The organism is Microbacterium arborescens, assembly GCF_049707515.1.
In the GTDB taxonomy this organism is placed as follows: Bacteria; Actinomycetota; Actinomycetes; order Actinomycetales; family Microbacteriaceae; genus Microbacterium; species Microbacterium arborescens_B.
In genome coordinates, this window is record NZ_JBNAFI010000001.1 from 629,340 (window position 1) to 652,226 (window position 22,887).

Here is a 22,887-nt window from a genome sequence, read left to right on the forward strand (position 1 = left end):
CACCGGAGGGCGGCGCGATGCGACCTCTTATTTCAGCTGAGCGCTGATGACCGACATGACGGCGGTGTCGGCGAGAGTGGTGGTGTCGCCGACTTCGCGGCCCTCGGCGACATCCCGCAGCAGTCGGCGCATGATCTTGCCCGAGCGCGTCTTGGGCAGCTCGCCCACGATGTAGACGTCGCGCGGTCGTGCGATCGGGCCGATCTGCTCGCCGACCCACTGCCGCAGCGACGTCGCGAGGCCGTCGGGGGAGTGGGCGTCGAGGTAGCTCTGCTTGATGATCACGAATGCGACGACCGCCTGACCCGTGGTCTCGTCGGACGCTCCGACGACGGCGGCTTCGGCGACGGCCTCGTTGGCGACGAGGGCCGACTCGATCTCTGTCGTCGAGAGCCGGTGTCCGGAGACGTTCATGACGTCGTCGACGCGGCCCATGAGCCAGATGTCTCCGTCGTCGTCGAGCCGGGCACCGTCGCCGGCGAAGTAGAACCCCTGGGCGCGGAACTTGTCCCAATAGGTCTCCACGAACCGGTCGGGGTCGCCCCAGATGCCGCGGAGCATGCTCGGCCACGGTTCGGTGACGACGAGCAGCCCGCCGTTGCCCTCGCCGACCCGATTGCCGTCCTCGTCTACGACGTCGATCGATATGCCGGGCAGTGCGACCTGGGCGGATCCCGGCTTGGTCTCGGTCACGCCCGGGAGCGCGGAGATCATGATGGCGCCGGTCTCGGTCTGCCACCACGTGTCGACGATCGGGGCTTTCTTGCCGCCGATGACCTTGCGGTACCACATCCACGCTTCGGGGTTGATCGGTTCGCCCACCGACCCGAGCAGGCGGATGCTCGACAGGTCGTACTCGGCGGGCACTTGCCGGCCGACCTTCATGAACGAGCGGATCGCGGTCGGCGCGGTGTAGTAGATCGTCACGCCGTACTTCTGGATGATCTCCCACGAGCGACCCGCGTGCGGGGTGTCGGGCGTCCCCTCGTAGAGCACTTGTGTCGCGCCGTTGGCGAGCGGCCCGTAGGTCACGTAGCTGTGCCCCGTGACCCACCCGATGTCGGCGGTGCACCAGTAGACGTCGGACTCGGGATGCAGATCGTGCACGACCCGGTTGGTGAACGCCGCCTGCGTGAGGTAGCCGCCGGATGTGTGCAGGATGCCCTTCGGCTTTCCGGTTGTCCCTGAGGTGTAGAGGATGAACAGCGGGTTCTCGGAGGGGAAGGCCTGCGCCTCGTGCTCGGGTGACGCCGCGGGCACGACGTCGTGCCACCACAGGTCGCGCTCGGCATTCCACTCGATGTCATTCCCGCCGCGGCGCACCACGATGACGTGCTCGACGGTCGCCTGCGGGCCGGCGCCGCGGTCGCCGAGCGCCTGGTCCACCGCGGGCTTGAGCGGTGACACCTTGCCCTTGCGGTATCCGCCGTCGGCTGTGATGACGAGTTTGGCGCCGGCGTCGTCGATGCGGGTGCGGAGGCTATCGGCGGAGAAGCCGCCGAAGACGACCGAATGCACGGCGCCCACGCGAGCCACCGCCAGCATCGCGGCGACGGCCTCGGGGATCATCGGCATGTAGATCGCGACGCGGTCGCCCTGTTCGATGCCGAGCTCGGTGAGGACGTTGGCGAGGCGCTTGACCTCGTCGGTGAGTTCGCCGTAGGTCACAGCGCGGTCATCGCCCGGCTCGCCCTCCCAGAGCAGCGCGACGCGGTCGCCGAGGCCCGCCTCGACGTGACGGTCCAGGCAGTTGTAGGCGACGTTCAGCTCGCCGTCTGCGAACCATTCCGCGAACGGGGGATTGGACCAGTCGAGCACCTGCGTGAAGGGCTTGTGCCAGTGCAGCTCACGGGCCTGATCAGCCCAGAAGCCCTCACGGTCGGCTGCGGCCCGCTCGTAGAGCGCAGCTGTGCCGACGGCCGAGGCGGCGAAGTCGGACGACGGCGCGAAACGCCGGGTCTCGGTCAGCAGGTGGTCGATCTGGCTGCTCATGCGGCACGCTCCTTCGCGGTCGATGGCGCCGCGCGCAGGCGGCGTGCGGTCAATCTAGACCCGGGTGCGAGCGGCAGGCTACCGCCGTTAGTGGGTGGTGGGACGGGCACAAATCTCGGCGGGTCTGATGCGGCGAGGCCCCGATCGAACGCGTAAGCTGTTCTCGGCTGCGACATCGATCGCGCCCGCGGCGGCCCGACCTACCCCCCAAGCGGCGGGACGTCACGTGGACGGCACCCCTATCCCCCAATGTGGGGTGCCGTCCTTCTCCTTTTTCTGGGCATGTCGACGCGGCGCGCGGCGGGGCATACGTCGTGATCCGGGAGCTCGCGCACGCAGCTCGGTGCGTCTCCTCCCCAATGCGCCCGGGGCACGGACTGTTCCGTCGCTGGCGATCACGCGCGGTGCCGGATGCCGGCAGTTCTTATCGTCGGGAGCATGACCGCATTCGTCGTCGTTCCCCGCGAGGGCTCCGCAGCGGGCCGGCCTGGCCAAGCGTCGCCGGCTCCGACACCGCGGCGGCAGGTGCCCGACCATCCGGCTGTCGATCCGCTGCGCGAGTATCTCCTCGATCCGGAGGTCACCGACATCTTCGTCAACGGCGAGCAGGGGCTCTTCACCGATCGCGGGCACGGCGCCGAGCACGTCGAGGGCTGGCACCCGGACGATGCCGAGGTGCGAGCGCTTGCCGTGACACTGATCGCACTCGGCGGCCGGCATCTCGACGATTCGACGCCGTATGCCGACGTGCGATGGGCGGGAGGCATCCGGGTTCACGCCGTCCTGGCACCCGTGTCGTGCGAGGGTGCGGCGATCTCCATCCGTCTGCCCGCGGTCGAACGGCTGAGCCTCGCAGACCTCGAGGAGCGCGGGATGTTCGACGCGACGGTCGCCGAGCACCTCCGGCGGCTCGTCGACGACCGCACGAACCTGCTCGTGACCGGCGCGACCGGGTCGGGGAAGACGACGCTCCTGGCGGCCCTGCTGTCCTGCTCCCAGCCGCACGAGCGCATCGTGACCATCGAGGATGTCGCCGAGCTGCGGCTCGACCACCCGCACCACGTCAGACTCGAAGCCCGGCAGCCGAATCTCGAAGGCGCCGGGGCCGTGTCGCTCGCACGCCTGGTGCGTGAGGCGCTACGCATGCGGCCCGACCGACTCGTCGTCGGCGAATGTCGCGGCGAGGAGGTGCGCGAGCTGCTGACCGCGCTGAACACGGGCCACCACGGCGGCGCGGGGACGGTGCACGCGAGTGGGCTCGCGGACGTACCGGCCCGGCTCGAGGCGCTCGGCGCCTTGGCGGGGCTCGATGATCACGGCGTCGCGCGACAGGTGGTGAGCGCGATCGGCGCGATCATCCACGTCGGCAAGGTCGACGGCGCACGTCGCGTGACGGGGATCGCTCGCCCGGTCCTGCGGAACGGGCGGCTCGCAATCGCGGAGAGCACGTGACGCGCCGGTGGCGCGGATGGCGCGGATGGCGCGGATGGCGCCGGTCAGGCGGGAAGGTGGATGCCGCATCGGCGGCTGACGTCGCGCCGGTACTCCACCGCCTCGCGGTGCTGCTCGAAGCGGGAATCGCGCCCGACCGGGCGTGGGAACACCTCGCGAGCACGGGGAACGCGTCCATCCGAGACGTCCATTCACGACGACGAGCGGGCCAATCGCTCACCGACGCGATCGCCGCGGAAGACGGACCCTGGCGCGAGGTCGCGGCGGCCTGGCACGTTGCGACGACGGTCGGTGCGCCGCTCGCGCGAACGCTGCGCGGGATGGCCGAGGCGCTTCGCGACGCCGAACAGGCGCGCGACGACATCCGCGTCGCGCTCGCCGAACCGGCCGCCACGGCGCGTCTCGTCGGGTGGTTGCCGCTCGTCGCCGTCGCCCTCGCTCTGCTCCTCGGGTTCGACATCGTCGCCACGGTGCGGCACCCGATCGGTGCTGCCTGTCTGGTCGCCGGGGCGCTGCTGATGCTCGGTGCGCAGCTCTGGACCCGTCGCCTGGTCGCTCGCGCCCGACCGGTGGGCGGCATCCCCGGGATGTCGGCGGAACTGCTCGCCATCGCGCTGTCGAGCGGCGTGTCGATCGGGCGGGCGGAGGACGTGCTGGCCGCCGTCGACGTCTCGGCGGCGGCGGCCGATCGCGAGGTTCTCGACCTGTCGTCGGCCGCCGGGGTGCCGGCCGTCGAGCTTCTCCGCGCGACGGCAGAGCTCGAGCGTCACCGCGCGCGCATCGACGGCCGGATGCGGGCGGCGCAGTTGTCGTCGCGGCTTCTGCTGCCCCTGGGCGTGTGCACGCTGCCGGCCTTCCTCCTCATCGGCGTCGCCCCCATGCTCCTCAGTGCCATGACCAGTACGCCGGTGACGCTGTGAGGCGCCGGATTACCAGCGAGCGCGACCTCCTCGGCAGGCGCGTCCTCGCCCACCCAGACCGTGCCCACCGTGCCCGACCAGAACACCCATCCACGAAACGGAGCAGACATGACACGACACCTTCCACGACTGACCAGCGCCCGCGTCGCCCGGCTCTTCGCCGACGAGTCCGGGGCAGCGACAGCGGAGTACGCCATCGCGACGATGGCCGCCGTCGCCTTCGCGGGGCTTCTGGTGGTGATCATGCGCAGCGACGAGGTGCGGGGCATCCTCACCGATCTCGTCCGCCGGGCGTTGACCGTCGAATGAGGCTCCGCCGCGACGATCGCGGCTCGGTGGCCGCGGAGTTCGCGGTGGTCGTTCCGGCGGCGATGCTTCTGGTGCTGCTCGCCGTCGCCGCGCTGGCGGCGGCGGGCACGCAGATCCGCCTCGAGCATGCGGCCGCCCAGGCGGCGCGGCTCGTCGCACGCGGCGACGATCACGGGCGTGCATCGGCAGCCGTCGCGGCTGCGGTCGGGGGAGCGTCGCTCGACGTGCGCGCCGACGCGGACCTGACCTGCGCGACCGTGACCGCGAGCCACAGCATCCCGCTGCCGCTTCCCCCGCTGACCGCCGAGGCCTGCGCCCTGTCAGGCGGACTCTGATGGCCGGGGTCGCCACGGCCATCGGCGTCCTCGCCGTCACGGCGACGGTCGCCGCGGGATGCGCCGCCGCGGGGGCGGCCGCGATCCGGTCCGCTCAGGTCTCGGTAGCCGCCGACAGCGCGGCACTCGCCGCAGCCGACACGGCGCTCGGCTTCGTCGGGGGAGCGCCCTGCGAGCGGGCCGAGCAGATCGTCTCGCGAAAAGGGCTCGATCTCGTCGCGTGCGACGTCGCAGGCGTGATCGTGACAGTCGAGGTCGGCGCGACAACCGGCGTTCTCCCCGTGCGTGCGCGCGCCCGAGCCGGTCCTCCCGAAACGAGTTCCGACCGAGGTGGAGCGGGGGACTGAGACTAGCGGACCGCCCCGAGGCGCTCCGGCTGATGGACGGTCGCACCTCCTCCTCCGGCGATGGAAAGGCCGTCGGGTGACGAGGGTGTATCCGCGTGCATGCGCGCGCCCGCGCGGGCCCGTCGCGTGACATGCCGACGAGAGGATATGGCGCGCCACTCCCAGCGTCCTCCACCGTGTGGCGCGTGTATGGTTTGCGCTGGAGAAAGGATGACTCGTGGCAGGCGGCAAGAAACTCGTCATCGTCGAGTCCCCGACCAAGATGAAGTCGATCCAGGGTTACCTGGGCGACGAGTACGAAGTGCTCAGCTCGGTCGGGCACATCCGGGACCTCGCTAAGAAAGAGGACATCCCGGCCGACAAGAAGCAGGCGTACGGCAAGTACTCCATCGACGTCGAGAACGGCTTCGATGCGTATTACGTGGTCAGCGATCGCAAGACCAAGACCGTTGCCGAGCTCAAGCGCGCCCTGAAGAGCGCCGACGAGGTCCTGCTCGCCACCGATGAAGACCGCGAGGGCGAGGCCATCGCCTGGCACCTCCTCGAGGTGCTCAAGCCCAAGGTCCCCGTCAAGCGCATGGTCTTCCACGAGATCACGAAGGACGCCATCCGCGCGGCCGCCGACAACACCCGCGAGCTCGACCTGGCTCTCGTCAACGCGCAGGAGACCCGCCGCGTGCTCGACCGCCTGTACGGGTGGGACGTCTCGCCCGTGCTGTGGCGCAAGATCGGCTCCGGTCGTGACGGGCAGGCGCTCAGCGCCGGCCGCGTGCAGTCCGCGGCGACGCGCATGGTCGTCGAGCGCGAGCGCGAGCGGATGTCGTTCGTCTCGGCGTCGTACTGGGACATCGAAGCCCACGCGGCGAAGGACGGCGGCTCGTTCTCGACCCGCCTCGCTCGGCTCGACGGTGCCCCGCTGGCCCGCGGCACCGACTTCGACGACACCGGTTCGCTCAAGAAGGCCGTCGTCGTCCTCAGCGAGAAGGACGCCCGCGATCTCGCAGTCGCGATCGAGAAGGCTGCGACGGCGGCCGTCACCGCGGTCGAGGCCAAGCCGGGAACCCGCAGCCCCAAGCCGCCGTTCACGACCTCGACGATGCAGCAAGAGGCCGGCCGCAAGCTCTCGATGAGCGCGAAGCACGCGATGAGCGTCGCCCAGCGTCTCTACGAGAAGGGCTACATCACCTATATGCGTACCGACTCGACCGCGCTCTCGGCGCAGGCCGTGACGGCGGCACGCACGCAGGCGGTCGCGCTCTACGGCGACCGGGCCGTTCCCGCGAGCCCGCGCTCGTACCGCAACAATGCCAAGAACGCGCAGGAGGCGCACGAGGCGATCCGCCCGTCGGGCGAGGAGTTCCGGACGCCGGCATCCGTCGCCTCGGGCCTCGACCGCGACGAGCAGCGCCTCTACGACCTCATCTGGAAGCGCACCGTCGCCAGCCAGATGTCGGATGCGAAGTACGAGACCACGACCGTCACGCTCGAGGTCGACGCCGGCGGCAAGCGCGCCGCGTTCACGGCATCCGGAACCGTCTACACCTTCAAGGGCTTCCTCGAGGCATACGAAGAGGGCAACGACGAGAAGCGAGGCGACAGCGACCGCTCAGCGGACCAGTCGCTGCCGGTCGTCGCGGTCGGCGACGAGCTGACACTGTCGGATGTCGAGCCCAAGGGCCACGCGACGAGCCCGAAGCCCCGCTACACCGAGGCGAGCCTGGTCAAGGCGCTCGAAGAGAAGGGCATCGGCCGTCCGTCGACCTTCGCGAGCATCATCGACGTGATCCTCGAGCGCGGCTACGTCACCAAGCGTGGACAGGCGCTCGTGCCGAGCTGGCTCTCGTTCAGCGTCGTCCGCCTGCTCGAGCAGCACTTCTCCGACCTCGTCGACTACGACTTCACCGCGGCGTTGGAGGACGACCTCGACGCGATCGCCCGAGGGGAGCAGGCGCGTGAGGCCTGGCTCAAGGAGTTCTACTTCGGTTCGGACAACCACGTCGGCCTCCGCAACATCGTCGAGAACCTCGGCGACATCGACGCCCGCGAGCTCAACGCGACCCCGATCGGCGACGTGGCGACGCTGCGCTTCGGCAAGTACGGGCCCTACCTCGACGTCCCTGTCGGTGAGGGCGAGACGCGCATCGTCAACGTCCCCGACGACCTCGCCCCCGACGAGCTGACGCCCGAGAAGGCACAGGAACTCATCGACGCGCCGGTGGCAGGCGACCGCGTCCTCGGCGAGAACCCCGAGAACGGCAAGCTCATCGTCGTCAAGGACGGACGCTTCGGGCCCTACGTGCAGGAGCTCGAGCCCGAGCCCGAGGAGACCGTCGACGAGGCCACCGGCGAAGTGGCGCCGGCGAAGAAGAAGACGACGAAGAAGAAGGAAGCGGCCCCCAAGCCGCGGACGGCGTCGCTGTTCAAGTCGATGAGCGTCGAGACGGTCGATCTCGACCAGGCGCTGAAGCTGCTCTCTCTTCCCCGCGTCGTGGGCGTCGACCCCGAGACGGGCGCCGAGATCACGGCCCAGAACGGCCGCTACGGTCCCTACCTGAAGAAGGGCACCGACTCGCGCACTCTCGCCAGCGAGCAGCAGCTGTTCGACATCACGCTCGATGAGGCCCTCGCCGTCTACGCGCAGCCGAAGTACGGCGCCCGCGCGGCGTCGAGCGCGCTCAAGGAGTTCGAGGCCGACCCCACCAGCGGCAAGCCGATCAAGCTCAAGGACGGCCGCTTCGGTCCCTACGTCACCGACGGAGAGACCAACGCGACGATCCCGCGCGGCGAGAACGCCGAAGAGGTCACCTTCGAGCGTGCGGTCCAGCTTCTCGCCGACAAGCGCGCCAAGGGTCCCGCTCCCAAGCGCAAGACGGCGGCGCGCAAGCCGACCACGACCCGCAAGCCCGCGGCCAAGAAGAAGTGACCGGCTCCGCTCACCGCGGACTCTGGGTCACCCTCGAGGGCGGCGACGGGTCGGGCAAGACGACGCAGGCGACCGCCCTCGAGGAGTGGCTCCGCGCGAGCGGCCGCGAGGTCGTGCGCACCCGGGAGCCCGGGGGCAGCGACGTGGGCGTACTCATCCGCGACATCGTGCTGCACCACCGCGGCGACATCGCCCCGCGCGCCGAGGCACTGCTGTACGCCGCCGACCGGGCACACCACGTCGCGACCGTCGTACGTCCGGCCCTCGACCGCGGCGCCGTCGTCGTGCAGGACCGGTACCTCGACTCGTCTGTGGCCTACCAGGGGGCCGGACGCGTCCTGGATGCCGGCGAGGTGCGCGATCTGTCGCTGTGGGCGACCGACGGGGCGCTTCCAGATCTGACGGTGCTGCTCGATCTCGACCCGGCCGCCGCGCGGGCACGCCTCGACGCGGACGACAAGCCGTTCGACCGGCTCGAGGCGGAGAAGGCCGACTTCCACGAGCGCGTGCGCGCGGCCTTCCTCGACCTCGCGGCGGCAGAGCCCGAGCGGTTCCTGGTGCTGGACGCATCCCGTCCACCGGCCGACCTCGCGGATGAGATCCGTTCGCGCGTCGAGAACGTGCTGCGCGGCTGATCCGGTCGCTCGTCCGTCCTCGCCCCGCTCGTCCTCGACCCGCCTCCGCTCGTCCTCGCCCATCGTCGCTCGGACTCGTGCGGGGCCGCCGACGTCGGAGGCTCCCCGTAGGCTGGACCCATGTCGACCTCCGCCCCCCTCGCGCCGCCGTGGGGCGAGGTCTGGGGTCAGGACTCCGCCGTCACGACCCTGCGGGCCGCGGCATCCGATCCCGCCCAGCTCGCGCACGCGTGGCTCATCACCGGGCCCCCGGGCTCGGGGCGCTCGACTCTCGCGTATGCGTTCGCTGCCGCCCTCATCGCCGAGCCGGGCGACGAGAACGCCATGCGGCAGGTGCTGGCGGGCACGCATCCCGATCTCACGGCGCTACGCACCGAGGGCGTCGTCATCTCGATCCGTGACGCCCGAGCACTCGTCGAGCGTTCCTACTTCTCACCGTCGCTCGGCCGTTACCGCGTCATCGTCGTCGAAGACGCCGACCGCATGGTCGAGCGCACGAGCAACGTGCTGCTGAAGGCGCTCGAAGAGCCGCCCGAGCGAACCGTCTGGGTGCTGTGCGCCCCGAGCGACGCCGACCTGCTGCCGACGATCCGATCGCGCGTTCGGACGCTCCGCCTGCGTGAGCCCGACGTCGCGGATGTCGCGCGTCTCATCTCCGCCCGCACCGGCGTCGACGAAGCTGTCGCCGAACAGTCGGCCCGGCTCGCGCAGCGCCACATCGGCATGGCGCAGCGGCTGGCGACGGATGCCGCCTCCCGCGAGCGTCGCGATGCGACACTGCGTGCGGTGCTGGCAGTGCGCGGGGTGTCCGATGCCGTCGAGACCGCCGGGCGCATCGTCTCGGCTGCCACGGAGGATGCCAAGGCGCTCACGGCTGAACGCGATGAGAGCGAGCGCGAGGCCCTGCGGCGCACCCTCGGGGTGGCGCCGGGGGCTCCGGTGCCGCCGGCGGTGCGGGGTCAGCTGAGCGCGCTCGAGGATGAGCAGAAGCGTCGCGCGACCCGCAGCCTGCGCGACGGCATCGACCGCGTGCTCACCGACCTCGAATCGATGTACCGCGACGCCCTGATGCTGCAGTTCGGCCGCGAGGGCGACCTGATCAACCGTGAGCTCTCGAGTGAGCTCACGGCCCTCGCATCGGCGTGGACGCCTGATCGCACCCTCGTCGTGCTCGATCGCATCTCGGCCACCCGCACCGCCCTCGAGGGCAACGCCGCGCCGCTCCTCGCTCTCGAGAGCATGCTCATCACCGTCGCTAGCGGAAGGACCCCGTGAAAGCTCCCCGTCGCCTGGTCACCGTCGTCGCCATCGCCGCGGCGACCGTCACGGCCCTCACCGGATGCATCTTCAACGCGGGCCCCGATCAGGCCTCGCCCGCGCCCAGCCGCACTCCGATCACCGAGGGTGTCTCGGCGGAACTGCTGCCGTTCTACGGGCAGGAGCTGTCGTGGGAGACGTGCGAGGGCGCCGACTCCGGTGCGTACGACTGCACGACGGTACGCGCGCCGCGGGATTGGAACGACCCCTCCGTGGGGGAGGTCGAGCTCGCCGTCGTGCGACGCGCAGCCGACTCGGGCGACGCGCTCGGGTCGCTGCTGGTGAACCCGGGCGGTCCCGGCGCGAGCGGGTACGACCTCATCGCCGAGAGCGCGCAGTTCGCCGTCGGGTCGGTGCTCGCCGACGCGTACGACGTGATCGGCTTCGACCCCCGTGGAGTCGGCCGATCGAGCGCGGTGTCGTGCTTCGACGCCGCCGGCACCGACGCCTACTTCTTCGACATCCCGGCAGCGCCGCGAGGGACGCCCGAGTGGGAAGCCGAGCTCACGGCCCGCAACGAGCAGTTCGCCGCCGCATGCGAAGAGAACAGCGACGGGGTGCTGCCCTTCATCACGACGGAGTTCGCGGCCCGCGACATGGACCTCCTGCGCGCCGTCCTCGGTGACGAGAAGCTCAACTACCTCGGCTACTCGTACGGCACCTTCCTCGGCGCCACCTACGCGAAGCTGTACCCCGAGAAGGTCGGACGTCTCGTGCTCGATGGAGCGATCGATCCGAGCGTGCCCTCGCTCGAGGTCAGCACCACGCAGGCGGTGGGGTTCGAGTCGGCACTGCGCGCCTTCATGGCTGACTGCATCGAGGCGGAGGACTGTCCGTTCCGCGGATCGGTCGACGACGCGATGGCCGACCTCGCAACGCTGCTCGCGAGCGTCGACGCATCGCCCCTGCCGGCATCCGACGGCCGGCGGCTCGGCGCCGACTCGCTCATGACGGCGATCATCGCGGCGCTGTACTCCCAAGACAACTGGCCCATCCTGCGTCAGGCCCTCACCGAGACTCTGGGCGGCGATCCGCAGACGGCTTTCCTGCTGGCGGACTTCTACTACGCCCGAACCCCCGAGGGGCAGTACGAGGACAACTCCTCCGAGGCGTTCCGTGCGTACAACTGCATGGACTACCCGGTCGAGAACGACCCCGAGGCCGAGGCCGCGTCGAAGGCGCGTCTCGCGGTGGAAGCGCCGACCGTCGCGCCGTACTGGGAGGGCGTCGACGCGTGCGCGGTCTGGCCGTACCCGCCCACCGGCACTCGCGGGGAGATCACGGCCGACGGTGCCGCACCGATCGTCGTGATCGGCACCACCAACGATCCCGCCACCCCGTACGAGTGGTCGGTCTCCCTCGCCGACCAGCTGGCGTCGGGCGTTCTCATCACGCGTGAGGGCGAGGGGCACACCGGTTTCCAGAAGGGCAGCACCTGCGTCGACGAAGCGGTCGAGGCGTTCTTCCTCGACGACGCCGTTCCCGAGGACGGCGTCGTCTGCCGCTAGCGTCCGGGGCCTGGCCGCATCCCACCCGAAGTCCCCGTTGGGCTGGGAATGCTGTTGTCATAACCGGTCGTAGCGGGACCTCGGTGCCGCTGGGGAGTGCGCGCCGCCAGCGTGCGACACCGAGGTCCCACCTGGGCCGGGAATGATGCCGCCATACCCGGCCAGAGTGGGACCTCGGTGGGTGCACGCCCGGCCGAACGGGGGCCTCGGACTGACCCTGAGACCTCGCGAAGCGGTGGAGCGTCAGCGCCGGAGGATGCGGCGTGCGAGCGCGTTGCCGAGGAACTGAACGCCCTGCACGAGCAGGATGATGATGATCACGGCCGCCCACGTCACCCATGGGTTGAACTGACGGAAGCCGTTCACGAGCGCGAACTGGCCGAGACCACCGGCCGCGATGGCTCCCGCGACGGCGGTCATGTCGACGAGCGCGACCACGATGAACGTGTAGCCGAGCACGAGCGGGCCGAGCGACTCGCGGGGGACGAGCCGGAACAGGATTCGAGAGCGGCTCGCCCCGGCCGCGCGTGCAGCCTCGATCACCCCGGGGCGCACGGTCAGCAGGTTCTGCTCGACGATGCGCCCGATGGCGAACATCGACGCGATCGAGATGGCGAACACGGCGAACTCGATGCCGATGCCACGGATGCTGAACGCGCGCGCCAGCGGCTGCACGGCGGCCATGAAGATGATGAAGGGGATCGGGCGGAAGGTGTTCACGATCACGTTGACGATGCCGAAGACGACCCGGTTGGGGAACAGGCTGCCGGTCCGCGTCGCGTAGAGCGCCAGGCCGATGAGGAACCCCGCGATGCCGCCGAACAGCAGGCTCAGCGTGATCATGGAGAGCGTCTCGGCCGTCGCCGGCCACAGATCGGGCAGCAGGTCGATGAGCCTATCCACGGGAGTCCTCCTCGATGAGCGGTGCGTGGGCGGATGCCGCGGCGATCGCGCGACCGACGGCATCCGGTTCTCCCGACAGGGCGAGGGTCAGGTGTCCGAAGACCCGCCCGCGGATGTCGTTGATTCCGCCGTGGATGAGCTCGAAGCGCACGCCATGCGACGAGAGCGCCGCGAAGACATCCGCCTGGGTCGACTCGCCCTCGCGGATGGTGAAGGTGACGAGACGGCCGGGGTGCCGCGCGCGGAGAGCGGCGAGCTTGTCGCCCGCGGGTACTTCGTCGATGATGCTGGCGACGAACCGTCGTGTCGCTTCGTGCTGCGGAGCCGACAGCACATCGAACACGTCGCCGCTCTCGATGACGCGGCCGTGCTCCATCACCACGACCCGGTCGGCGATCGAGCGGACGACCTCCATCTCGTGCGTGATGACGAGGATGGTGACGCCGAGCTCGGTGTTGATGCGCTTGAGCAGCGCGAGCACTTCCTGCGTCGTGTCGGGGTCGAGCGCGCTCGTGGCCTCATCGGCCAGCAGAATCCGGGGACTCGTGGCGAGCGCGCGGGCGATGCCCACCCGCTGCCGCTGCCCGCCCGAGAGCTGATCGGGGTAGTTGCGCGCTTTGCCCGACAGCCCGACGAACTCGAGCAGCTCGGCCACGCGCTCCTTGACCTCGGCGCGCGAGCGGCCGGCCACCTCGAGGGGATACGCCACGTTGCCCGCGACGGTGCGCGAGTCGAAGAGGTTGAACTGCTGGAAGATCATCCCGATGTCGCCGCGCAGAGCGCGCAGCTCGCGCTCGCGGAGCCCGGTGATGTCGCGCCCGTCGATCTCGACGCTGCCGCTCGTCGGTGTCTCGAGCGCGTTGACCAGCCGAAGCACGGTGCTCTTGCCCGCGCCGGAGTAACCGACGATGCCGCAGACGGTGCCGGCCTCGATCTCGAGGTCGACGTCGTCCACCGCCACGACCGGGTCGCCGCCCTTGGTGGACGGGGGGAAGCTCTTGGTCACGCCGGACAGGCGGATGAGGGTCATGCGGTGCTCCTCGAACGGGACATGCGTGTGCGGCCCGTCCGGTCGAACGGGCCGCACACGCAGGATGTCACTGGTTGGCGCGGATGTCGTCCTCGACCTGCTTCAGAGCCGACGCGAGCTCGTCCTTCGGCGTCTTCACGAGGACGGCCGAACCTCCCGAGGCCTCCTGCAGTCCGTCGGTGACGGCCTGGGTGTCCTGGAAGATCTCGACGAGCTTCTCGTAGGTGGGGTTGTCGGCGTCCTCGGCCTTGGCGGCGAAGATGTTGATGTAGGGCTGCGCGCTCGGGTCGCTCGGGTCGTCGGTCGCGAGGGCGTCGGCGAACTCCAGGCCCGCGTCCTCGACGAAGTCGTTGTTGATGATGGCCGCGGCGACATCGGGAAGCGAGGTCGCGGTCAGAGCGGCATCGAGAGCCTCGACCTTGACCTTCGACCCGGGCTCGACGTCGGCGGTCGTGGAGAAGACCGAGCCGCCGTCTTTCAGTTCGATGAGGCCCTGCGCCTGCAGCACGAGCAGGCCGCGAGCCTGGTTGCTCTCGTCGTTGGGAACGGCGACGGTGGCGCCGTCGGGGATCGCGTCGACCGAGTCGTACTGCGTCGAGTACAGGCCGAGCGGGTAGGTCGCGGTCGAGCCGACGGCGACGAGGTCATCGTCGGCGTTCACGTTGTAGGTCGCGAGGTAGATGATGTGCTGGAACTGGTTCAGGTCGAGCTCGTCTGCCGAGAGCGCCGGGTTGGGCTGCGTGTACTCGGTGAAGTCGACGATGTCGACCTCGATGCCTTCCTCGGCAGCGGCTTCCTCGTAGGTCTCCCAGTACGGGTCGCCGGCGCCGACGACGCCGATGCGGACCGGACCGTCCTGAGCGGCGTCGCCCGCGTCGCCGGATCCGGCGTTCGACGCGCACGCGCCCAGCAGGAGGGTCAGGGGAAGGGCCAGGGCGGCCGCGGTCAGAAGTCGCTTGGACATGGGTGGTGCTCCTCGGATCAGGCACCGCGGGGCGGTGACCCGCCCGTGCGCGACCGGGGCCGCGCTCGCCTCTTCGCGGTGCCCTTCGACGGTAAGCGCCCGCTGTGGACAACGCGTAATCGTCGCGTAACACGGCGTCTCCCGCTATAGGGGGTCGCAGCGCCGCGGGTTCGCGGCGGGGTCGGAGACCATGTAACATTGCTGATCGTGCATCGCACAGCGACGCGCGCCGCCTTAGCTCAGACGGCAGAGCGATTCACTCGTAATGAATAGGTCAAGGGTTCGATTCCCTTAGGCGGCTCCACAAAGGCCCGGACTTCACCGAAGTCCGGGCCTTTTCGCGTCGCTGCACCGACGCCCGCGCGAGAATCGGCGTTCGTCGTGAGAATCGGCAGCTCCGAGCGATCGTCACGGCGGGGGGCGATTCTCACGGGATGCCGCGACGCGACGTGACGCGAGCCCCGTCCGGGGCGACCGGACGGGGCTCGCGGGGCTCGCGGAGCGGGAGCGGGACGTTAGAGCGTCGCGGCGAAGGGGTCGAAGTCGACCGGCACGGCGGGCACGGGTGCCACGGTGCTTCCGACCTTGACGAACTCGCCCGAGGCGGCGGATTCCTGCGCCGAGAGCATGACGTCGAGCACGTGGTAGCCGAGCTCGCCGGTGGCGACGTGCGGGCGGTCCTCGGCGATCGCGCGGACCATGTCGAGCAGACCCAGGCCGCGCCCGGTGAGCTTGCCCTCCTGCTCGATCTCGATCCACTCCTGCTCGCCCCAGTTGCCGTCCGAGATGGACTTCCGCGCCTTGACGTAGGCGATGCGTCCCTCGAACTGGTTGGGGTCGGGGATGACGATCGAGCCCTCGGTACCGTGCACCTCGAAGACGCCGTGACGCTCGAGCGCGGAGTCGAAGCTCAACAGGCTCGCCGCCTGCTGCCCCGCCTCGAAGGCCGTGATGACCTGCATCGTGGTCGGCACCTCGACGGGGAACACCGTGCCGGCGTTGGGGCCGGCCTGGATCGTGCGCTCCTCGAGCTTCTTGCGGCCGACGGCGGCGACCCGGTCGACCGGACCGAAGAGGCTGACGAGGCCGCTGAAGTAATACGGTCCCATGTCGAGCAGCGGCCCGGCACCCTGAGCGAACAGGAAGGCGGGGCTGGGATGCCAGAGGTCGGGGCCCACGGTCTGGAAGGTGGTCGACGCGAACATCGGCTCGCCGATGACGCCGCTCTGGATCGCGCGCTTGGCGGTCTGGAAGCCCGGGCCCAGCAGGGTGTCGGGCGCCGAGCCGATGCGCAGGCCCGCCGCATCCGCTTGTCGCAGGAGCTCGGCCGTGCCCTCACGGTCGAGGCCCAGCGGCTTCTCCGTCCAGACGTGCTTGCCCGCTGCGATGGCGCGCGAGGAGATCTCGACGTGGACGGCGGGGATCGTCAGGTTGACGATGACGTCGACGTCGGGGTGGGCGAGGACGTCGTCCGTCGTGCCCCACTCGCCGACGCCGTGCTTCTCGGCCTGCGCCTTCGCGCGGTCGACGTCGAGGTCGCCCAGGATGACGACGCGGACATCGGGGAACGAGTTCAGGTTCTCGAGGTACGTGTCGCTGATGACACCGACGCCGACGAAACCGACTCCGACGGGCCCGGTCATGCGCTGACGCCGTTCTCGCGGAGGAACGCCAGGCTGGCGGCAACATCGGCGAAGACGTCACCGGGCGCCTTGTCGTACTCGACGACGGCGTACTTCAGCGCGGTCGCCGCGCGCAGCGACTCGGCGAGGGGGACGTCGCCCGTACCGGCGTGGCGCTGGTCGAGGGTGTCCGAGCCGAACTGCTCGGCACCGGGTGCCCACGGGTTCGATGCCGGAACGACACCGTCCTTGACGTGGACGGCGATGAGGCGGTCGCCGAGGCTCTTCACCAGGGCGGGAACGTCCTGGCCGCCGGTGAGCGCCCAGAAGAGGTCGAGCTCGAGGGTGACCCGCTCGTCGAGGAGCGACACGAAGCGCTCGTACGCGCTCTGCCCGTCGAACGAGGCCACGAACTCCTGCGCGTGGTTGTGGTAGCCGACGCTCAGACCGAACCCGGCCGCGATCTCGGCCTGAGCGTTCAGACGCTGGGCGATGTCGGCGACGCCGTCTTCGGTGAGCCAGCGGTCGGGCGAGACGAACGGGTCGATGACGGTCGTGATGCCGATCGTCGCCGCCGCCTCGTAGACGACCTCGGGCGCCGGAGTGGGGATGGAGCCATCCGGCGTCCAGAGCTCATCGGTCAGCAGGGGAGCGTGGCCGGTAGGGGAGGTGAGCCCGGCGGCATCCAGCGCCGCACGGATCTCGGTCGGGCGCGAGACGAAGTCGAACGCCTCGACGTGTGCGAATCCGATCTCGGCGAGCTTCGCCAGCGAGCCGGACATATCGGCGGAGAACTCCTTCGCAAGCGAATAGAGCTGGACGGATGCCTGGACCTGAGTCACAGTCGACCTTCTTTCGTACGTCATCGTGCGGGGTGCCGTTCGAGGGCACGCCGTCACGCTAACACGGAATACATCCAACCGGAGGTTTTTTGTTACAGTCGCCGAGTGAGCAACGACGATCGCGCGGAGATGGGGCGTCCGGGCGCCTACGCCAAGGGCGTCGCGCGACGGCAGGAGATCCTCGATCGCGCGATCGAGGTGTTCCAGGAGCGGGGTCTGCAGGGCACATCCCTGCGCCGTATCGCCGAGGCGATCGGCGTGTCGCACGCTGCTCTGCTGCACTACTTCGAATCGCGCGAGCAGCTCCTCGTCGCGGTGTACGAGCACGCCGAGACGCAGCGCGGCCGGCGGAACCCGACGCCGCCCGAGACGGCGGTCGGCGTCATGACCCGCGCCGCGGTCGACAACGCCGAGGTGCCGGGGCTCGTCGAGCTCTACTCGATCCTCGTCGCCGGCGCCCTCGAGGCGGGGAGCGAGCACGGCAAGCGCTTCTTCACCGCGCGGTTCGAGCGCATTCGCGGCGAGCTCACTGAGCGGCTGCGAGCCGAGCAGCGCGCCGGCACCGTGCGAGACGACGTGCCCGCCGAGCAGCTCGCGGCTCTGCTCATCGCGGCATCCGACGGTCTGCAGATCCAGTGGCTGCTCGAGCCCTCGATCGAGCTCGAGCGCACGCTGGCCTCGCTCGCCGTGCTGCTGCGCCCCGCGTGAGCGTGTGCCGCGCGCCGTCTGCGCGTCGGGCGTGAACCATACTGAGTCCATGGCCCACGCGACCCGATCCCCGCGCCGGGGGTGCGCGTGACGACGACTCTCGACGCGGTCCTGGAAGTCCTCAGCTGGGCGGGCTTCGGCGGAGCGATCCTCTTCGGCATCGCGCTCCTCGTCCTCTGGGCGAGCGACGGCACCTGGCTCCCGACCCTGGGCCTCGTGGATCACGAGCCCGATGGCACGTGGGTTCGCTGGTTCGACGACGAGGGCGAGGCGAACGGCGCCAGAGTCGACGACCACACCGCCGCGGTCCTCGCGGGACGCGACCGGGTGGACATGTGGTACCGACACGGGTGGCGGGGGAGGATGCGGCTGAGCCGTCGCCCTCCCGTTCACCGTCTCCTGGTCGGGCTGACGCTCGGCTTCGGTGCTGTCGGCGTGCTCGCTCTCATCGCATCCTGGGTGGTCCTCTTCGTGCGCGGGTGAGTCGCCGACGCTCGTTCGCCGCCCGCCTGATCCGAGAGAACGAGCTGGCGCTCGGCTAGATAGCTAGATAAGCTACCTACGTGAAGAGCGAACAAAGCGTCCCTCGCTGGCTGCGCATCGGCCTCCCCGCTGTCCTCGTGTTGGTCTGGCTCGTCGGCGGTTCGGTGGGCGGACCCTACTTCGGACGCGTCGACGAGGTGGCCACCAATGACCAGTCGTCGTTCCTCCCGGCCAGCGCCGACGCGACCCAGGTCAACGAGCGGCTCACCGAGTTCACCGGTGGTGACGAGATCCCGGCCGTCGTGGTCGCCTCGGCTTCCGAGCCGCTCGATCAGACGCAGTCGGCGGCACTGGCCGAGCTGGCTCCGGCCATCGGTGCCGTCGCCGGTGTCGGCGAGGTATCACCGCCGATTCCGTCCCAGGACGGGCTCGCGGTGCAGCTCTTCGTGCCCATCGATGCGTCGGGCGAGGTGCGAGAGATCGTCGAGGAGATCCGGGCGATCGTCCAGGACGAGGTCCCGAGCGGCGTCGAGGCATGGGTCACGGGCCCAGCCGGTTTCACGGCGGACCTGGCGAAGGGCTTCCTCGGCATCGATGGGCTGCTTCTGATCGTCGCCCTCGCTGCGGTCTTCGTCATCCTCGTCATCGTCTACCGCTCACCGCTGCTGCCGATCCTCGTCCTCCTCACCTCGGTGTTCGCGCTGTGCGTCGCGCTCCTGACGGTGTGGTGGCTCGCGAAGGCCGACATCGTCGTGCTCAACGGCCAGGTGCAGGGCATCCTCTTCATCCTCGTCATCGGAGCCGCCACCGACTACGCGCTGCTGTACACGGCGCGCTACCGGGAAGCGATAGGGGCGGGCGCTTCGCGCTGGGACGCGACGCTGCGCGCCTGGAAGGGAGCCGTCGAGCCGATCCTCGCCTCGGGCGGGACCGTCATCGCAGGTCTGCTGTGCCTGCTGCTCAGCGATCTCGCGAGCAACAAGGCGCTTGGACCGATCGCCTCCATCGGCATCGCCTTCTCGATGCTCTCCGCGCTCACCTTCCTGCCCGCTCTCCTGGCCCTGTTCGGACGCGCCGCGTTCTGGCCCTTCATTCCGCGCACCGGCGCCATCGACCTGCCCGACGACCCGCGGCAGCCGGTCTCGGGGCTCTGGCCGCGCCAGGCACGCTTCGTCGCCCGTCGGGCGCGAACCGTATGGATCGCCAGCACCGTCGTGCTTCTCGCGGGTACGGCCGGGGTCCTGCAGCTGAACGCGAACGGCGTTCCCTCCAGCGATCTCGTACTCGGCGCGTCCGAGGCTCGCGACGGTCAGGTGGCGCTCGCCGAGCATTTCCCCGCCGGGTCGGGCAGCCCCGCCTCGATCATCGTCCCGGAAGATCGACTCGCAGACGCACTCACCGTGCTCGATGAGAATCCCGGCATCTCCTCGGTCGCCGCCGTCTCAGCCGACTCGCCAACGGGACAGGTCTCGGTGACCCTGGAGGACGGCGAGCCCGTCTTCGCCGTCGCGGGCCCGCCGGGTGCCCCGGCGCCCGCGCCGACGGTCTCGCAGGGCGACGTCCTGTTGTCGGCGACCCTCACCGACCCGGCCGATTCGCTCGCGGCCGAGCAGACCGTCCGCGACCTGCGGGCGACCTTCGACCAGGACGTGCCCGACGTGCTCGTCGGGGGAACGACGGCGACCGACGTCGACACCAACGACACCTCCATCCGCGACCGGACCGTCATCATCCCCGTCATCCTGGTCGTCATCCTGGTCATCCTGATGCTGTTGCTGCGATCGGTGCTCGCACCGGTGCTGCTCATCCTCAGCACGATCCTGTCGTTCGGGACAGCGCTCGGGGTCAGCGCGCTCGTGTTCAACCACGTGTTCGACTTCCCGGGCGGTGATCCTGCGGTTCCCCTGTACGGCTTCGTGTTCCTCGTCGCTCTCGGCGTCGACTACAACATCTTCCTGATGTCGCGTGTCCGAGAGGAGACGCTCCAGCACGGCACGCGTCGCGGGATCGCGCGCGGCCTCGTGGCAACCGGCGGGGTCATCACATCCGCCGGTCTCGTGCTGGCCGCGACATTCGCCGCCCTGGGCGTCATCCCGATCCTGTTCCTCGCGCAGATCGCCTTCATCGTGGCCTTCGGCGTCCTGCTCGACACGTTCGTGGTGCGGTCGCTGCTGGTGCCGGCGCTCGCTCACGACATCGGGGCGGCGATCTGGTGGCCGTCGAAGCTGTGGCGTCGCGAGCGTGACGCGCGTCGGAAGGAGTCGGAGCGTACGCTCGACGCATGACCCGTGCGCTGTTCATCGTCGATGTCCAGAACGACTTCACCGAGGGCGGCGCTCTCGGGGTGACCGGCGGTGACGCCGTCGCGGCCGCGATCACCCGTCACCTCCGGGAGCACGCCGACGACTACGAGCTCATCGTGGCCTCACGCGACTGGCATCACGCCGATCACGACAACGGCGGGCACTTCGCCGACGGCGAGCCGGACTACATCGACACCTGGCCGGTGCACTGCGTCGCCGACACGGCAGGAGCGGAGTACGACCCCGAGCTCGACGTCGCCGCCGTCACCCACCACGTGAAGAAGGGACAGGGAGTACGCGCGTACTCGCTGTTCGAAGGAACCACGGACGAGGGGGATGCCGTCGCCGATCTGCTGACCGCGCACGGCGTCGTCGACGTCGACGTCGTCGGCATCGCGACCGATTACTGCGTGCGCGCCTCCGCGCTCGACGCGATCGCCCATGGGCGGCGCGTACGGGTGCTCACCGACCTCGTGGCGGGCGTCGCCGAAGACTCGAGCGAAGCCGCCCTGGCTGAGCTCGCCCACGCGGGCGCGGAGCTCGCGACCAGCACGAGCCACTGAGGTTCGTCACGCCGGGGCGGTCCGTCAGCCGCCGGGCTTGTCGGGCTTTCCGGGAGCCGAGCCGGGTGCCGACCCGGGGCCGCTTCCGCTGTTCGCGCCAGGGCCGTTTCCGTTGCCGTTCCCGGAACCGTTGCCATTGACGGCGCCGTTGCCGTTGACGGCGCCGTTGCCGCTGTTCGCGCCCGGTCCCGAGCCGCGGTTCTCAGCGGGCGGGACGGCGCTGTCGACGGTCGTCGTGTCTGCCGGCGCGGTGCCGACGATGTCGGTCGAGGCATCGGCTCCGCCCGTCTCGGGCGCGACGACGGTCTGGGTGTCCGTCACAGCGTCGTCCGCCACGCCGCTCTCGTCGCCGCTGTCGTCGGCGGGGCCTTCCTCGGCCGGGATGCTCGGCGGGGTCTGAACGACGGCACGATCGGTGACATCCGTGGTGGGGGCCGTCTGCGGAGAGAACATCAGGTGCGCGCTGATCACAACGCCGAGGGCGCTCGCCGCGACCGCGCCGAGGGCGATCGCAGACCTCTTGCGACGCCGCCGTCGCTCGGCAATGACCCGATCGGGCGCCGATGCCGCCGCCGCAGCGAGGCTCGGCGTCACCAGGGTCGGTTCGCCGTCGGCTCGCGACGAGAAAGCGGAGGCCGCGGTGACCGGCGCGTCGTAGCGCGGTGCCTCGGTGCCCCGAGCAGGAGTGATCGGCCACGCCGCGGTGGCGACACTCGCCATCGCAGCCCGGCGGTCGCTTTGCTCGCGATCGAGGTCGATGCCGCCGACCGAACCGGCGCCCGTGGTCAGCGGCACCATCGCGCCGCCGGGGGTCACCCCGTGTCCGCTCAACCGGGACATGACCTCGGCCGCGGTCGGGCGATCTTCGGGCTGCCGTGCGGTCATGGCGTACAGGAGGTCGCGCCACTCGTGGCCGAGCAGCGTCGGCATGTCGGGGTCGCGCGTCAGGCGCGCCAGCAGTTGCCCGCGATTGCCCTCCGACCCCGCGAAGGCGCGCTCGCCGCTGGCCGCTTCGAGCAGCACGAGACCGAGGGCGTAGATGTCTGACGGCGGAGCCGGGTCGGCGCCGTGGAGCAGCTCGGGCGCGATGTAAGCGGCTGTCCCGATGAGGAGGCTCGGCGACGTCACCCGCTCGCTGTCGAGCAGGTGCGCGATGCCGAAATCGGCGAGCTTGGCCCGGAGGGGCACCCCGGGAACCGTCGACCGCGCCAGCAGGATGTTCGACGGCTTGACGTCGCGGTGCACGATCCCGGCATCGTGGACGACGTGGAGCGCGTCGGCGAGCTGACCTCCGAGAGCCGCGAGCTCGCGAGCATCCAGCACCTCCGAAGCGATGCGCTCCGACAGCGTCATCCCGACGACGTGCTCCATGACGAGGAAACGCGGCTCCTCGTTCAGGTGAGCATCGAACAGCGTGACGAGCCCCGGGTGATTGAGCGAGGCGAGCAACCGCGTCTCGATGGCGGCGCGATCCGCCGAGGCGGTGTCGGTCAGTTCGGAGCGCAGGACCTTGACGGCGACCGGACGCCCGAGCGCCTCGTCCCGCGCGAGGAAGACGCGTGCCATGCCGCCGGATCCGATCGGCTCGATGACGCGATAACGATCCGCAAGAAGCGCACCCGGGAGCGCGGCATCATCGCTCTTGACACCGTCGTTCATCCCGCGTCCTCGTCCTCGGCCGTCCCCACCGCGAGCAACGGTAGACCCGGACGGCCGGACGCAGAGGGGGAC

20 protein-coding genes and 1 tRNA gene are annotated in these 22,887 nt (G+C 70.1%); 14 read left to right on the plus strand and 7 right to left on the minus strand.

All coding sequences use genetic code 11. The features are described 5' to 3' along the window. Window positions 1–27: 27 nt before the first annotated feature. Window positions 28–1,992, minus strand: coding sequence for an acetate--CoA ligase (gene acs, locus ACPYN5_RS02785; protein ID WP_424447452.1), 1,965 nt, complete (start codon window positions 1,990–1,992; stop codon window positions 28–30). Window positions 1,993–2,430: 438 nt separating this feature from the next. On the opposite strand from acs, the gene ACPYN5_RS02790 reads away from it, so the two are divergent. The 9 genes from ACPYN5_RS02790 to ACPYN5_RS02830 all read left to right on the plus strand — a co-directional run bounded on the left by ACPYN5_RS02790 (window position 2,431) and on the right by ACPYN5_RS02830 (window position 11,738). Continuing rightward, entirely contained in the window at window positions 2,431–3,444 is a 1,014-nt protein-coding gene (locus ACPYN5_RS02790) for a TadA family conjugal transfer-associated ATPase (RefSeq protein WP_424447453.1), read from the plus strand. Window positions 3,445–3,500: 56 nt separating this feature from the next. Next, a complete protein-coding gene (locus tag ACPYN5_RS02795) occupies window positions 3,501–4,364 on the plus strand; it encodes a type II secretion system F family protein (protein ID WP_424447454.1) in 864 nt (287 codons plus the stop codon). A gap of 108 nt (window positions 4,365–4,472) precedes the next feature. After that, a complete protein-coding gene (locus tag ACPYN5_RS02800) occupies window positions 4,473–4,673 on the plus strand; it encodes a DUF4244 domain-containing protein (RefSeq protein WP_424447455.1) in 201 nt (66 codons plus the stop codon). Then, window positions 4,670–5,008, plus strand: a complete 339-nt coding sequence (locus ACPYN5_RS02805; protein ID WP_424447456.1) for a TadE family type IV pilus minor pilin — start codon at window positions 4,670–4,672, stop codon at window positions 5,006–5,008. Before ACPYN5_RS02800 ends, ACPYN5_RS02805 begins: the two co-directional genes overlap by 4 nt. Beyond that, on the plus strand, window positions 5,008–5,355 hold the full coding sequence (locus ACPYN5_RS02810; protein ID WP_424447457.1) for an Rv3654c family TadE-like protein: 348 nt from the start codon (window positions 5,008–5,010) through the stop codon (window positions 5,353–5,355). The genes ACPYN5_RS02805 and ACPYN5_RS02810 overlap by 1 nt, the downstream gene beginning before the upstream one ends. A gap of 217 nt (window positions 5,356–5,572) precedes the next feature. Further along, window positions 5,573–8,278, plus strand: coding sequence for a type I DNA topoisomerase (gene topA, locus ACPYN5_RS02815; RefSeq protein WP_424447458.1), 2,706 nt, complete (start codon window positions 5,573–5,575; stop codon window positions 8,276–8,278). Further along, on the plus strand, window positions 8,275–8,913 hold the full coding sequence (gene tmk / locus ACPYN5_RS02820) for a dTMP kinase (RefSeq protein ID WP_424447459.1): 639 nt from the start codon (window positions 8,275–8,277) through the stop codon (window positions 8,911–8,913). The genes topA and tmk overlap by 4 nt, the downstream gene beginning before the upstream one ends. A gap of 120 nt (window positions 8,914–9,033) precedes the next feature. Then, the gene (locus ACPYN5_RS02825) at window positions 9,034–10,188 is read left to right on the plus strand and encodes a DNA polymerase III subunit delta' (protein ID WP_424447460.1); all 1,155 of its coding nucleotides are present in this window, start codon (window positions 9,034–9,036) and stop codon (window positions 10,186–10,188) included. Next, the gene (locus ACPYN5_RS02830) at window positions 10,185–11,738 is read left to right on the plus strand and encodes an alpha/beta hydrolase (protein WP_424447461.1); all 1,554 of its coding nucleotides are present in this window, start codon (window positions 10,185–10,187) and stop codon (window positions 11,736–11,738) included. The genes ACPYN5_RS02825 and ACPYN5_RS02830 overlap by 4 nt, the downstream gene beginning before the upstream one ends. A gap of 243 nt (window positions 11,739–11,981) precedes the next feature. Here ACPYN5_RS02830 and ACPYN5_RS02835 read toward each other — a convergent pair whose 3' ends face one another. The 3 genes from ACPYN5_RS02835 to ACPYN5_RS02845 all read right to left on the minus strand — a co-directional run bounded on the left by ACPYN5_RS02835 (window position 11,982) and on the right by ACPYN5_RS02845 (window position 14,635). Continuing rightward, entirely contained in the window at window positions 11,982–12,641 is a 660-nt protein-coding gene (locus ACPYN5_RS02835; protein ID WP_424447462.1) for a methionine ABC transporter permease, read from the minus strand. Continuing rightward, complete coding sequence (locus ACPYN5_RS02840) at window positions 12,634–13,671, minus strand: methionine ABC transporter ATP-binding protein (protein ID WP_424447463.1); 1,038 nt, start codon at window positions 13,669–13,671, stop codon at window positions 12,634–12,636. The genes ACPYN5_RS02835 and ACPYN5_RS02840 overlap by 8 nt, the downstream gene beginning before the upstream one ends. A gap of 67 nt (window positions 13,672–13,738) precedes the next feature. Further along, window positions 13,739–14,635, minus strand: a complete 897-nt coding sequence (locus ACPYN5_RS02845) for a MetQ/NlpA family ABC transporter substrate-binding protein (RefSeq protein WP_424447464.1) — start codon at window positions 14,633–14,635, stop codon at window positions 13,739–13,741. A 228-nt stretch (window positions 14,636–14,863) separates the two neighbouring features. On the opposite strand from ACPYN5_RS02845, the gene ACPYN5_RS02850 reads away from it, so the two are divergent. After that, window positions 14,864–14,939 (plus strand) — tRNA-Thr (locus ACPYN5_RS02850). Between the two features lie 211 nt (window positions 14,940–15,150). Here the strand turns inward: ACPYN5_RS02850 and ACPYN5_RS02855 are convergent. Beyond that, on the minus strand, window positions 15,151–16,278 hold the full coding sequence (locus ACPYN5_RS02855) for a Gfo/Idh/MocA family protein (RefSeq protein ID WP_424447465.1): 1,128 nt from the start codon (window positions 16,276–16,278) through the stop codon (window positions 15,151–15,153). Beyond that, the gene (locus tag ACPYN5_RS02860) at window positions 16,275–17,039 is read right to left on the minus strand and encodes a sugar phosphate isomerase/epimerase family protein (protein WP_424447679.1); all 765 of its coding nucleotides are present in this window, start codon (window positions 17,037–17,039) and stop codon (window positions 16,275–16,277) included. Before ACPYN5_RS02860 ends, ACPYN5_RS02855 begins: the two co-directional genes overlap by 4 nt. Window positions 17,040–17,228: 189 nt before the next feature. Between ACPYN5_RS02860 and ACPYN5_RS02865 the strand changes: the two genes are divergently transcribed. The 4 genes from ACPYN5_RS02865 (at window position 17,229) to ACPYN5_RS02880 (ending at window position 21,156) form a co-directional block, all read left to right on the plus strand. After that, the gene (locus ACPYN5_RS02865; RefSeq protein ID WP_424447680.1) at window positions 17,229–17,807 is read left to right on the plus strand and encodes a TetR/AcrR family transcriptional regulator; all 579 of its coding nucleotides are present in this window, start codon (window positions 17,229–17,231) and stop codon (window positions 17,805–17,807) included. Window positions 17,808–17,894: 87 nt separating this feature from the next. Continuing rightward, window positions 17,895–18,290, plus strand: coding sequence for a hypothetical protein (locus tag ACPYN5_RS02870; RefSeq protein ID WP_424447466.1), 396 nt, complete (start codon window positions 17,895–17,897; stop codon window positions 18,288–18,290). 80 nt (window positions 18,291–18,370) lie between these two features. Beyond that, on the plus strand, window positions 18,371–20,575 hold the full coding sequence (locus tag ACPYN5_RS02875) for an MMPL family transporter (RefSeq protein WP_424447467.1): 2,205 nt from the start codon (window positions 18,371–18,373) through the stop codon (window positions 20,573–20,575). After that, complete coding sequence (locus tag ACPYN5_RS02880; RefSeq protein WP_424447468.1) at window positions 20,572–21,156, plus strand: isochorismatase family protein; 585 nt, start codon at window positions 20,572–20,574, stop codon at window positions 21,154–21,156. Before ACPYN5_RS02875 ends, ACPYN5_RS02880 begins: the two co-directional genes overlap by 4 nt. A gap of 24 nt (window positions 21,157–21,180) precedes the next feature. On the opposite strand, the gene ACPYN5_RS02885 is transcribed toward ACPYN5_RS02880, so the two are convergent. Beyond that, entirely contained in the window at window positions 21,181–22,815 is a 1,635-nt protein-coding gene (locus ACPYN5_RS02885; RefSeq protein WP_424447469.1) for a serine/threonine-protein kinase, read from the minus strand. Window positions 22,816–22,887 lie beyond the last annotated feature (72 nt).